Genomic DNA, 12,393 nt, shown 5'->3' on the forward strand with positions numbered 1-12,393 from the left:
GTGTTGTGCCCGTGCTTCGACGCGCCTTTTTCCCCGCCCTTCACGTGATGCTCGGGTGTTTCGCGGCCACGGCCGCGTTCGCCGAACCGCTGTCCAAGAAAATCGAGATCGATTTTTTTCGCGACATCCCGAGCCGCAACCTGAAGGGCCTCGCCACGCGCTCCGATGGCCGGCTGGTCTCCGGCCCTGCCCTGCGCGATCTCTCCGCACCGGCGCCGGCCGATCTGCTGTGGTGCCTGGAAGCGACCGCCGATCCGTCGCGCTGGCTCATCGGCACCGGCCCGGACGGACGCATCCTCGAGGCCTCGCTCGACGCGAGCGCGTCGGGCTTCTCCACCCGCGAGGTGGTCAAACTCGACGACCCGCAGGTGTTCGCGTTGAGGCGCCTGCCGGATGGATCGCTGCTCGCGGGCACATCGCCGAAAGGCGCTCTCTATTTGGTGCGCGACGATAAGGCCTTCGCGCGCGTCACGCTGCCGGTTGATTCCATCTTCGATCTCCTTCTCGTCGACGCCCGCACGGCGCTCGTCGCCACCGGCAACCCGGGTCGGATCTACCAGGTCGATCTCGAGACGTTTGCCGCGGGCGGACTCGTCACGGAGAAACTCACCGACTCGGCGCAACTCGCCGCGCGCGGCATCACGCTCTTCGGTGAGATTCGCGACCGCAATGTCCGCCGGATCACCGCGCTGGCGGACGGCCGCATCGCCGCCGGGTCGGCCCCGAAGGGCAATCTCTACACGTTCCCCCGCGCCGGTGGCGCGCCGGTGATCCTGCAGGAGAATCGCGACGCCGAAGTCACCGATTTGCTGCCGCTGCCCAACGGCGATCTCTACGCGACCGTGGTGTTCTCCTCCACGTCGAACGAATCGCGCATCACGCCCTCCGCCTCGGCCGCCAAAGCCGGCGCCAAGGACGAACCGTCCACGCCGCCGCCGGCGCAGGCCGAGCGTTTCGGCGGCCGGTCCTCGCTGCTGTGGTTTCCAGCGGGCGGCTTCGCCGAAGTCCTGATGTCCCGCAGCAATGCCGCGTTCTATCGCGTGATCCGCCGCGGCGATCTCCTGCTCGTCACGGGCGGCGAACAGGGCGAACTGGTCGGCTACGACGTGAAGGCGCGGCTGTCGCTCACGTTCGCCGGCAGCATTTCCTCCCAGCTCAACGGACTCGTGCCGCTCGCCGCCGCTGGTGACAACGCCGCCAGCCCTGCGCGCTATCTCGCCCTGCGCAACAACGCCCCGGGCCTCGCCGTGATTGACTTCGCCGCCTCCGGACCGCGCGAGGCGGAAACCCGCCGGCTCGATCTCGCCACGGCGTCGCGTCTCGGCGCGCTGCGTTTCAACCGCCTGCGCAATCTTCCCGACGCCAGCCTCGGCGTGGACGTTCGCACCAGCAACGGCACCGACGACGTCGAGGGCTGGGGCCCGTGGACGCCGCTCGCCGCCGGCACCGACTACGGCTGGCGCGCGGACAATGTGCGCGGACGCTATGCCAAGCTGCGTATCCGGATTCCGGAGGCAGCCGCCACCGCCGGACTCGAGATCGATCGTGCTTCCCTCTTCGGCCTCCCGCAGAACCGTCGGCCGCAGCTGCAGGATTTCCGGATTCTCACGCCGGGCTTCGCCGTCATCGCCGCGCAGGATCCCCTGCCCCCGGCTGTCGTGTCGCTGAGCCAGATCCTGGCGGGGCCGAAGGACGACGACCGCCGCCGCTCGAATTTCATGAGCAGCAACGTCGTGCCGTCACCGGGCACGCAGCTCATCACGTGGACCGTGACCGATCCGGATGGCGACACGCTGCTCAACACGTTTTCCATCCGGCGCGACGGAGATCCGACGTGGACCGACGTCGTTGCGTCCAGCCGGGATAACTACGCGCAGTTCGACACCAAGCACCTCGCGGACGGCGTTTACTTCACCCGGCTGGTGGCGACGGAAACTTCACCGCGGCCCGCCGGCGAGCGCCTGAGCCAGACGTTCGAGACCGATGATCTCATCATCGATCACACCGCGCCGGAGATGATCGAGGCAACCGCACAACGCACCGCCACGGCGGTGATCGTGACCGTGCGCGGCCGTGATCAACTCTCGCTGCTCGATGGTATCGAGGTCGTCTTCAACAACAACGTGCGCGAGACGGTCGAGCAGCCGGGCGATGGCGTGCGCGATGGCCGCGAGGAAACGTTCACCCTCGAGATGCCCCTCGCCCGTGTCTCCAACGCCACGTCGCTTGAAGTCACACTCTTCGACGCCGCCGGCAACGGCACGGCGAAGCGACTGACGTGGTGACACCCACTCGCCTCCGTGGCTACGAGCGCCAGCGAGTGGCGGGGCTTCCTAGCGCTGCTGCGCCATTCGTCCGTCGACGACGCCGCCACTCGCTGGCGCTCGTAGCTACATAAGACAGTGGGCACTGCACTCTCCGCGCGCGGCAGAGCTCCCCGCGCCGGCGGAGGTGCTCACGCGCGCGGGTGCGCCTTCGCGTAGATCTCCTTCAGCCGCGCCATGCTCACGTGCGTGTAGAGCTGCGTGGTCGCGAGCTGCGAGTGACCAAGAAGTTCCTGCACGAGCCGCAGATCGGCGCCGGCATTCAGCAGATGCGTTGCATAGGAGTGACGCAGCTTGTGCGGCGTGAGATCCATCGGCAGCCCGGCCAGCGCGAGGTAACGCTTCAACATCAACTGCACGGCATCGACGCTCATGCGCCGGCCGTTCGGATTGACGAGCACGGGTGCATCCGGGCCGCGATCGATCGCGAAGCTCTCGCGGAATTTCTTCAACACGCCGAGCGCCACCTGACCGAGCGGACAGAGCCGCTCCTTGCGGCCCTTGCCCAGCACGCGGGCCACACCGGAATCCAGATCGATCGCGCCGTAGTTGAGCGCGACAAGTTCACTGACGCGCAGGCCGCCGCCGTACATCAGTTCCATCGCCAGCCGGTCGCGCCATGCGCTGTGCGCATCGATGCCGCCGTTCTCCAGCAGACGCTGCGGTCCGGTGAGGAGTAGCTTCATCTGCTCCTCGGTGAGAAATTTCGGCAGCCGCTTCTCGAGCTTGGGCAGCGGGATGTTCAGCAGCGGATTTCGTTTCAGCCGGCCCTGGCTCATCCAGTAGCGAAAGAACGTCCGCAGCCCAGAGGCGTGATTGTGCAGCGTCCTGCGATCAAAGCGCTGCTGCGCCTCGATGACGAAGTCGCGCATCTCGCGGGTGCCAAGCGCGTCGAAGCCGCCGGACCAGCGATCCACTCCGGGCGACGCCAGCCAACGGTAGAAATCCTCGAACGCCTGGCGGTAGTTGCGGACCGTATACGCCGAATAGCGCCGCTCGCTGGCGAGGTAGGTTTCAAACGGCGTCCACCACTCGGCCACGACTTCCGGCGGAAGCGCGGGCGGCGACGCCGCGACGGCGGGGCTCGCGGAAGGACGCGGCGGAGTGGCCATCAGGGTCGGCTTGGTTCCGGTGTCGGAGGCGCAGCGCGGGCCAGCGCTACTTCGCGACGACGGTGGTCTTGGCCTCAATCGCCGCCATGACCTGCGTGGCGTGCAGCCGCAGCGCGCCTTCCGGATCAAGCCCATGGACCCGGGCCGCAGCGGTGAGTTCAAACAGCATCCGACCGAGCGACGCCGCGTCGAGCTGGCGGCCGAGCGCCTGCACCTGGTCGACGTCCACGACGCCAGCGGCGGGCAGCTGTTTCTTTTCGATCTGTTTCCAGACGGCCTCGGCAAACATCAGCGCCGGCAGCCGTGGCGGCAGTTCCTTGAAGACCCGGGCTTCCGCGCTGACCGGACCGTGCTTCTTCTCGGTGGCTTTGATCTTCTCCCATTCGACAATCACCTGCTCGGACGTCTCGAGCCGGCTCGATCCAAACACGTGCGGGTGCCGGCGGATGAGCTTCTCGTTGATGTCGCGCGCGACGTCGTCGAAGGTGAAAAGCCCCTTTTCCGCGGCGATCTGGGCGTGAAACACCACCTGGATGAGCACGTCGCCCAACTCCTCGCGCATGTGCGGGAGATCGTTGCGATCGATGGTGTCGATGAGCTCGCTCACCTCGTCGATCAGGCAGCGCACCAGCGTGGCGTGCGTCTGTTCCTGATCCCACGGACAACCGTCCGGAGCGCGCAACCGCGCCATGGTGGCCTTCAGATCGTCAATCGCGCTCATGGCCGAGGACGTTGCCCGCGGAAGGGGCGGAATACACGGAAAAATTTCCGCTTTGTCTTCCGCCGTTTCCGTGTGTTCCGTGAGCTTCAAATGTCCGACAAACTCACCGAAATCATGGCTTGGAAGCGTCGCGAAATCGCGCCGTTGCTGCGGCCGGTTTCGGAGGCGGAACTCGCCCGGGCCGATGCCTCGTTGCCGCGCCCGCCGTCGTTTGCCTCGGCCCTGCGCCGGGCCGACGGCACCGTGGCCGTGATCTCCGAGATCAAGCGTCGTTCGCCCTCGGCCGGTGACATCAAGGCCGGCGCGTCCTCGCTCGATCAGGCGATGCGTTACCAGGCCGCCGGCGCTGATGCGTTGTCGGTGCTGACGGACGAAAAATTCTTCGGCGGCACGCTCGCCGACCTGCGGGGAGTCACCGCATTTTTCCGCACCAACCCGCCCGCGACCCCGTGCCTGCGCAAGGATTTCATGGTGCACCCGCTGCAGGTGCTCGAGGCCCGCGAGGCCGGGGCCAGCGCGATCCTGATCATCGTGCGGGCGCTTAACGACGCCGAGATCACGGCGTTGTTCAACGCCGCGCGGGCCGCCGGGCTCGACGCTCTTTTCGAGATTCACAACGAGGCCGAGATCGGCCGCGCGGTCGCGCACGGCGCCCGCATCATCGGCGTGAACAATCGCGACCTCGCGATTTTCAAAACGGATCTCGGGCTCAGCGAGCGGCTGATTCCGCAGTTTCCGCGCGACGTGATCGCCGTCAGCGAAAGCGGGCTGCACACCGGGGCCGACGTGGCGCGGGTGCGGGCGGCGGGCGCGCACGCGGTGCTCGTCGGCGAGGCCTTGATGCGTGCGTCCGATCCGGCGGAGTTGATCGCGCAGTTCCGGGCGGCGGGTTCACGCACGTCGGTCGCTTCCTGAGTTGCGGGCGAGACGCCCGCGCGCCCATGCTCATTTTTCCATGAAGCAACGTCCCATCAGTGCGTTCATCAAAGTCGGCGGCCTGTATTTTTTCGCGCGCACGCTCGACAAGATCCGCAAGCACGCGCGCAACGAATTGCACGACGAGCATCTCGAGTATCTGGGCAAGGGCTTTGACGGCCGGCTCTGTCACTTCCTCGGCGTCGGCTACGATGCGTTGCGCACGCGCGTCCTCGCGGGTGGCACCGATGACGAGATCTTTGCGTGGGTCCAGCAGACGGGCCGGCCGATCAACGACGTCGACGCCATGATCTGGAATGGGTTTGCCGCCAAGCGCGGCTGGCGCGATGAGGCGACGCCGGGCCTGGAGAAGAATAAGGCCGACAGCGGCCTCGCTCACCGCACCGACCTCCTGACCTTTTTCGATTACTACGAAGTCGATGAGGGCCGCGCGCCGCGCTGAACCATGCCGCTCTCCCCGTCCGAGACCCGCGACCTGCTCGCCCGTCTCGGCCACTCGCCGAAGCGTTTCCTCGGCCAGAATTTTCTGGTGGACGGCAACATCGTGCGCAAATCGCTCGAGCTCGCCGGTGTGCAGGCAGGCGACACCGTCGTGGAGGTCGGCCCCGGCCTCGGCACCCTGACGACCGCGCTGCTGGAAGCGGGCGCCGACGTTTGGGCCGTGGAGAAGGACCGCACGCTGCACGCCCATCTCGAAGCGGAGCTGCTGCCGAAGTTTCCCAGCCGTTTCCATCTGCTCGAGGGCGATGCCGTCGAACAGCCGCTGGCCGGACTCGCGCCCGTACCGGGCCACGAATTCAAAGTGGTCGCCAATCTGCCGTACGCGATCGCCACGCCGTGGCTTGATGAAGTACTCGGCGGTCCGTTGCCCTCGCATCTGGTGCTCATGCTCCAACAGGAGGCAGCGCAGCGTTATGCGGCGCAGCCGGGCACAAAATCGTTCGGGGCGATTTCGGTCTTCTTGCAGGCGGCTTACACTATCGCGCCCGGCCACAAGGTGTCGGCCGGATGTTTTTTTCCGCGGCCGGACGTCGAGTCCCACCTGCTCAACCTCGTGCGCAAGCCCGCGCCATTTGTTTTTTCGACGCACGCCAAAGCCATCATCCGTGCCTGCTTTCAGCAGCGCCGAAAACAGATCGGCGCATTGCTCCGCGCCCGGCTCCCGGCGGGTGTCACGGGCTGGCGGGAACTTCTGGCGCAGCACCATCTCTCAGATCAGACGCGGCCTGAAGCGATTCCCGTCGACGCGTGGCGCCAGCTATCCACTCTTTTCCCACCGTTGGCTTGAAAGCCATTCCAGCCCCGCTACTGAGATAAACCCTCCCATGTTTCGCTCCACGCTCGCAGTTCTCGCCGTTATCGCCGCCACCGTCACCGCCCAGGCCCAAGGGCTCCAGGGCAAGGTCGAAGGCAAGGTGTACATCTCGCCGACCGGCCTGTTCAAGGTCGTCATTCCCGTGCTCCCGGAGCTCGGTGGCGATATCACCGACACACCGAATGTGGTGACGTTTCAGGACGACTTTAATGTCCACGTCAGCATCGCCGCTTTTCCGCAGGACGCCACGCAGCGCTGGGAAATGTCGACCCGCGGCTTGAAGGACTACCTGATTTATTTCTTCAGCAACTTTGTCCTCTCCGATTTCCGCCAGACGTTTGAGGGCGTGCAGATTGAAAGCGCGAAGTTCGTACCCGGGACGCTCGAGGGCAGCCTGCTCACCTATCTGATGGTGCCCGGCGGCACGATGTTCGCGGATCGCGTGCCGCAGCTCAGCGGCACGCGCGTTCCCGTCGCGAAGCGCGGCAATCTCCTCTTTGTCCGCAGCGGCCACATCTTCGTCATCAGCACCGAACTCGCCGAGCGCGTGATCGAGGGCAAGAGCTACAGCAAGACGACGGCCGAGGAAGACGAGATCCTCCGCAACCGGCTCCTCGACATCGTCAGCAAGATCTCCTTCGCCAAACTGCCGGCGACCGAGAGCGCCAAGAAGTGATCGCGGGCACCGGGGAGCGCAGGCGTTCCGCCCGCCGCGGCTGGTCCGGCGGACAAGCCGCCCGCGCTCCCAAGGTTGCCGTCATTGCCCTCGCGGCCGCCGCGCTGCTCCTGAGCGGCTGCGTGTACCTCCGCCTCTTCGAGCTGAAGCAGCAGCTCGCGCGCTTCGATCGTTTTTTTTCGCTGCAGACGCAGGACGGACTTGCGCTCATTTGCCTCACCCCGGTCGTCCGCTCGAACGACATCCGCTGGATCGGCGTGAAGCCGGAGCATACGAAAAAGATCGGCCAGGCGGAGCAGTGGCAGGTGCGCATGGTGAAGCAGAAGTCGTCGGAAGCGCCGGAGAAGGTGCCGTTCGATATCCTCCTCGAATTCACATTCGTCGAAGACAAGCTCACGCGGGTCGCGATTCCCGAGCGCTACTTCGCGCTGATGCCAAAATCCTTTCTGGTCGGAGTGATTCGCAGCCTTGGGGGCGGCAAAGTCGATCAGCTCGGCAAACAGATCGAGGCAACGGTCGCGGGCGCCGACATCGCCGCCGCCCGCCCCCGACTTCCGGCCATCGATCGGTTGCTCGGCGCACCCACTGAGGAGCGCGAGGACGGCACCCGCTCGATCGTGCGCTATCGTTACTCGCCGGCGACCGCGGAGCCGCGGCCGGGCGTGTTCGACATGATTCTCACCTTCGACACGAAAAGCGGCGATCTGCTGAAGTGGCAGGGCGTCACACCGGTGGGAAAAATCGGCTTCGACTTCTCCGCCGATCGGGCGAAACGATGACCGCGCTCGCGCCCGCCGGACCCCACCTTTCATGACCACTCCGCCTGGAACGTTTGCGCTGCGCGACGCCACCGAAGCCGATCTACCGGCGATTGTCGCGATCTACAATTCGACCATCGCGAGCCGGATGGTCACGGCTGATCTCGAGCCGGTATCGGTTGAGGCGCGGCGCCCGTGGTTCCTCGCCCACCAAACGCCCACGCGGCCGCTCTGGGTCGCGAGCGATGCGAACGGCACCGTGTGCGCTTGGCTGAGCTTCGACACTTTTTTTCCGCGCGCGGCCTATGACGGAACGGCGATGATCGGCCTCTACGTGGACGCGGCGCACCGCCGGCGGGGACTCGGCCGCTATCTCCTGCAGCAGGCCATCAACCGCGCCCCGGCGCTCGGCCTGCATACGGTGCTCGGCTACATTTTCGGCCACAACGAGCCCAGCCTCCAACTCTTCGCCGATCACGGTTTTGTCCGCTGGGGGCATCTGCCGCGGATCGCGGTGCTCGACGGCGTCGAACGCGATTTGATCATCGTCGGCCGGCGCGTGGCGGCGTGACGGCGTTGCGTGTTCCTCCGGTCTTCACCCTCAATGCTCCCATCATGTCGCACCTCCTCCAACGTACAGCGCTCGCCGGCGTGCTCGCCCTCATGAGTGTCACGGTTTCCGCCGCCGATGCAGCCGCCTCGGCCCGCCCGTTCGGTCTGGCCCTCCATGGCGGCGCCGGCGTGATTCTGCGGGAGAAATTCTCGCCGGCGCTCGAGGCGCAGTATCGCGCCGAGTTGAAACAGGCGCTCGACGCCGGCTACGCCGTGCTGGCCGCGGGCGGTTCCGCGCTCGATGCCGTGGTTGCCACCATCCTGCCACTGGAGAACTCGCCGCTCTTCAATGCGGGCAAGGGCGCAGTGCTGAACGCGGACGGTATCTGCGAACTGGATGCGTCGATCATGGATGGACGCACGCTCGGGGCCGGCGCGATCGCCGGCGTGCAGCGGATCAAGAATCCCATTCGGCTCGCGCGCTCGGTGATGGAAAAATCACCGCACGTGCTGTTCACGGGCGCGGGCGCGGAACGGTTCGCCGAGCAGATCGGGGGCATTGAGTTCGTGCCCAACACCTATTTTCAAACCGAGCGCCGCCGCGACGATCTCAAGCGCGCGCAGGAACTCGAGAAGGCGTCCGGCGGCCGCAAGGTCTCGATCAGCGACGAGGGCGATCACGCGGTGGACTGGGAACGCAAATGGGGCACGGTCGGCTGCGTGGCGCTCGACGCGCAGGGCAATCTTGCCGCGGGCACGTCGACTGGCGGCATGACCAACAAACGCTTCGGCCGCGTCGGCGACTCGCCGATCATTGGCGCCGGCACCTATGCCAGCAACGCCACCTGCGCCGTCAGCGCGACCGGCCACGGCGAATATTTCATCCGCATCGGCGTGGCCCGCGACATCGCCGCGCAGATGGAATACAAGGGCACGCCGCTCGCCCAGGCCGCCGACGCCACGCTGGCCAAGGTCGCACAGCTCGGCGGCGATGGCGGCGTGATCGGCATCGATCGCCACGGCAACGTCGCCCTGCCGTTCAACACGCCCGGCATGTACCGGGCGTTCCGCATCTCGAGCGGCGCAGAGGACGTCGCGATTTTCGGCAACAAGTAGGCGCGCCCGTTCAGCGCGGCGCTTCGCCGGCCGGCGCGAGCCGGGTGTTGCGCACGTCGCCGCCGGAAGCCGCGGGATTCGGTGTAGCGGGCAGCGGCACCGGTGCACCACTGCCACGTCCGCCGCGCCCGCCGCGACCCGCGGGTATCGCCTCGGGCGGCGGGACCTCGACCGGGAGCTGGTCCTTGCACAGTTCGAGAATCTCGATCGCCGACAATCCGCTCTGCGCCGCGCCGTTCGTGCTGATGCGCGCGGATTCGTCAAAGGGATTGAGCACGAGCGGACCTGCGACGCGCGTCGTAGCGATGGGGCCGCCGCCAAAACGCAGCAGTGACGCGACGGCGGGCCGGGCGAACGCGGCGTTCTTGGTTTTCCAATACGCGTAGGCCGCGAGCCGGGGCGTGCCTTGGCTCGACGCACCCTGTTCGCCGAGGTAGCGACCGTCTGCACCTTCATCGCCGCTCGTCTGGTCGCGACTCAGCACCTCGGCGGGCGCGCTGCCAATGCGGCAGTACTGCAGCCACATCCTGTCCCAGCCGGCGTGGCCGAGGAACTCGTTCAGCTCGAAGATCACCTGCGCCCCACCCTGGATCGTGGCGAGGTTGTACGAGCCGACCTGGTCGGACACGTGGTACAGTTTGCCCGTCTTCGGATCGTATCCGTAAACCAGATTCTTCCCGGACTTGATCCAGTACGGCATCGCCTGGAGCGACTCCACGCCGGCGACGATCTTGTCCCGCCACTTCGCGTCGCCGGTGCGCTCCCACTCGGTCATCCAGTTGCTGACAAAGGCAAACCAGTCCGGGCCCACGCGGATGCGGGCCGGGTATTTCTTCTCGGCCTCGGTGATCGGCTGGGCGAGCCGCATCGGATCGAGGTGCAGTGACGTGGCGTCGGCGTTCACGACCTCGCGCATGAGATCGCCGGTGCGTTCATCGGTGGTGAGATAGTAATAATAGCGTTTGAGCCCGGCCATGCTGATGCGCGCCTCCTTGGCACCACAGCCCCAGTGCCGGACGTTGTGGCGTGATCCGAGACCGGCGAGCGCGCCGGTGTGGTACACATCCACCTCGCTCGTGTGCCGCGTCATGGCTTCAGCCATCCGGAAGATGTCGGCGCGGCCGGTGCGCAGAAAACTCAGCCACAGCCACATGTCGGTCCCGAGCTCGGTGTTATCCCACGCCATGCCGCCCAGGTCGTAGTTCCACACATGACGTTCGCGATCGTACGAGTGCATCACATCGCCGAAATCCCAGAAGCCGTACCAGCGCTGCTGCTCAATGTGGTGCTGATAGAACGCGAGCGTGCTCTCGAGCTGCTCCTCGACCGCGCGTTTGAACGGCGTCGCCTTGTCCGGCAGGCTCCAGAGCCCGAGGGCGCGCACGCTGTGCAGATACGCGGGCGAGGCGACAATGAGCGGCAGCTGTTCACCAAGCCGGGCCTGTTGCACCGTCGTCTCGCGCGAGGGCGCGGCCGCGGAGGGAAAAAGCGTGAGCTCGCTGGTACGTGCCACGCCGAGCGGCGTGCTCAGACCGGGCTGCACGTCCTCGTACACGGCGATGAGACCGTGCGCCCGCGTGTCGTAGTGCCGCATGTCCATCGGCTCGGCGTCGGGCGACCACAACCACACCCGCAGGGTCGCCTCCTGGGAGGTGGCGTTGGCCACCTCGAGCGACGCCGGATGCGACTGCCAGAAATTCTTCACGCTCACGCCGAGACCGCCGCTCACGTCGCCGACAAACACGAGGCCCGACGCGCGCCGGCCCGCGCCGCAGGGAATCCACGCGCTCTGGGCGTTGGTGCGCTTCACGACGGAAAAGCCGTCGGCGTTCGGCTGCACGAGCTTGAAGGAATCCCACACCGCCCAGTCCGCGAGCCAGCCCTGGCTGCGTTCGCTGAGCTCGGCCTTGTTCGGGATGCGTTTGCCTGCGAGTTGATCGGGATAAACATTGCTGCCGTCGGCCCGCGGGTACGTGACGATCGCGTTGCCGCGGCCGACCGCCGGCTGGATCGGCTCGGCCCAGAGGCCGCCGTTCTCGCCGGAGAAACGCACGTGCCGGTTCTGGATTTCTTCCCGCAGCGGCACGCCGAACTCGAGGCCAAGCCCGCGGATGAAATCCTTCTGATCGTCACCATCGTAGATGATCGTGTGCACCAGCCGGACGCTTTCCTGACCGGCGTGAAAATAAAGTCGCACCACGAACGGCAGCCACTCGCGGGATCCCGCGACCGCCTTGTGCGTGCCCTCGATCTTCACCACCGCGCGCACGGGACCTGACTGCTCGACGGTGAGGTTGCTGATCCGCCCGGTGAAACGCTCGCGCCGTGGCGCCTCGTCGAACGCGCCGTCAGGGCCATGTTGCACGATGCACACGAGCCGGCCGGTCCGCGCGACCTCGCGTCCGTCCACCGTGAGTGAGTCGATCAGGTTCGCGCCCCAGCGCGTGAGCCGCGCCCTGAGTTTGCCGGTATCGATCTCGATCCCGGTGTCGCTCTGCCGCACGCGCAGGGCCGGGCCGGATACGGGCGCGGACTCGACCGGGGCCAGCGTGAAGCCCGTCGCCTCCGGACCCGCCACCGTGGCGAACCCGCTCCACTTCAGCGAGCCGTCCGGCCAGTACGCCAGCGGCCAGGTCTGGAGCGGCAGGGCCTTGCCGTCGGCGGCAGTCAGCGCAAACGCCTGCGTCTTCGGCAACGCGCCCTGCGGCCACGGCACCCCCCAACTCACACCGGTCGGGAGCGGCGCGGGCGTCTGGCCCAACCAGGTGAGCGGAACGGGCGCGGGCGCGGCGGCCAGCGATCCGCCGGGCGGCAGGGCGGACGCCAGAATGAGCGACACGCGGAACGAGCAGGACCGGACGAACGACAGGGGTTTCATGCAGG

Annotated in this window: 11 protein-coding genes; 8 read left to right on the forward strand and 3 right to left on the reverse strand. The window is 66.8% G+C overall.

Annotation, left to right across the window (positions count from 1 at the left end):
• Positions 1-11 precede the first annotated feature (11 nt).
• Positions 12-2,285: a hypothetical protein gene (locus ACLJEU_RS13270; protein WP_457795388.1), complete on the forward strand. Its 2,274-nt coding sequence runs from the start codon at positions 12-14 to the stop codon at positions 2,283-2,285.
• A 170-nt stretch (positions 2,286-2,455) separates the two neighbouring features.
• Here ACLJEU_RS13270 and ACLJEU_RS13275 read toward each other — a convergent pair whose 3' ends face one another.
• Positions 2,456-3,436: a tyrosine recombinase XerC gene (locus ACLJEU_RS13275; RefSeq protein ID WP_414664298.1), complete on the reverse strand. Its 981-nt coding sequence runs from the start codon at positions 3,434-3,436 to the stop codon at positions 2,456-2,458.
• Between the two features lie 46 nt (positions 3,437-3,482).
• A complete protein-coding gene (locus ACLJEU_RS13280; RefSeq protein ID WP_414664299.1) occupies positions 3,483-4,157 on the reverse strand; it encodes a MazG family protein in 675 nt (224 codons plus the stop codon).
• A 90-nt stretch (positions 4,158-4,247) separates the two neighbouring features.
• Between ACLJEU_RS13280 and trpC the strand changes: the two genes are divergently transcribed.
• From trpC to ACLJEU_RS13315, 7 genes are read left to right on the forward strand one after another with little or no spacing between them, the layout of a single operon-like run.
• Positions 4,248-5,072 (forward strand): indole-3-glycerol phosphate synthase TrpC, encoded by an 825-nt coding sequence (gene trpC, locus ACLJEU_RS13285; protein ID WP_414664300.1) that lies wholly within the window; start codon positions 4,248-4,250, stop codon positions 5,070-5,072.
• Positions 5,073-5,112: 40 nt separating this feature from the next.
• Positions 5,113-5,535, forward strand: coding sequence for a DUF5069 domain-containing protein (locus tag ACLJEU_RS13290; protein ID WP_414664301.1), 423 nt, complete (start codon positions 5,113-5,115; stop codon positions 5,533-5,535).
• A gap of 3 nt (positions 5,536-5,538) precedes the next feature.
• Entirely contained in the window at positions 5,539-6,381 is an 843-nt protein-coding gene (gene rsmA / locus ACLJEU_RS13295; RefSeq protein WP_414664302.1) for a 16S rRNA (adenine(1518)-N(6)/adenine(1519)-N(6))-dimethyltransferase RsmA, read from the forward strand.
• A 37-nt stretch (positions 6,382-6,418) separates the two neighbouring features.
• The gene (locus tag ACLJEU_RS13300; protein WP_414664303.1) at positions 6,419-7,084 is read left to right on the forward strand and encodes a hypothetical protein; all 666 of its coding nucleotides are present in this window, start codon (positions 6,419-6,421) and stop codon (positions 7,082-7,084) included.
• A complete protein-coding gene (locus tag ACLJEU_RS13305; RefSeq protein WP_414664304.1) occupies positions 7,081-7,863 on the forward strand; it encodes a hypothetical protein in 783 nt (260 codons plus the stop codon). Before ACLJEU_RS13300 ends, ACLJEU_RS13305 begins: the two co-directional genes overlap by 4 nt.
• A gap of 31 nt (positions 7,864-7,894) precedes the next feature.
• The gene (locus tag ACLJEU_RS13310) at positions 7,895-8,413 is read left to right on the forward strand and encodes a GNAT family N-acetyltransferase (RefSeq protein WP_414664305.1); all 519 of its coding nucleotides are present in this window, start codon (positions 7,895-7,897) and stop codon (positions 8,411-8,413) included.
• A 44-nt stretch (positions 8,414-8,457) separates the two neighbouring features.
• On the forward strand, positions 8,458-9,510 hold the full coding sequence (locus ACLJEU_RS13315; RefSeq protein WP_414664306.1) for an isoaspartyl peptidase/L-asparaginase family protein: 1,053 nt from the start codon (positions 8,458-8,460) through the stop codon (positions 9,508-9,510).
• A gap of 10 nt (positions 9,511-9,520) precedes the next feature.
• Here ACLJEU_RS13315 and ACLJEU_RS13320 read toward each other — a convergent pair whose 3' ends face one another.
• Positions 9,521-12,388, reverse strand: coding sequence for an exo-rhamnogalacturonan lyase family protein (locus ACLJEU_RS13320; RefSeq protein ID WP_414664307.1), 2,868 nt, complete (start codon positions 12,386-12,388; stop codon positions 9,521-9,523).
• Between the last annotated feature and the right edge of the window lie 5 nt (positions 12,389-12,393).

The sequence above is a fragment of the Terrisphaera buseokensis genome (genome assembly GCF_047521145.2).
GTDB lineage: Bacteria > Verrucomicrobiota > Verrucomicrobiia > Opitutales > Opitutaceae > ER46.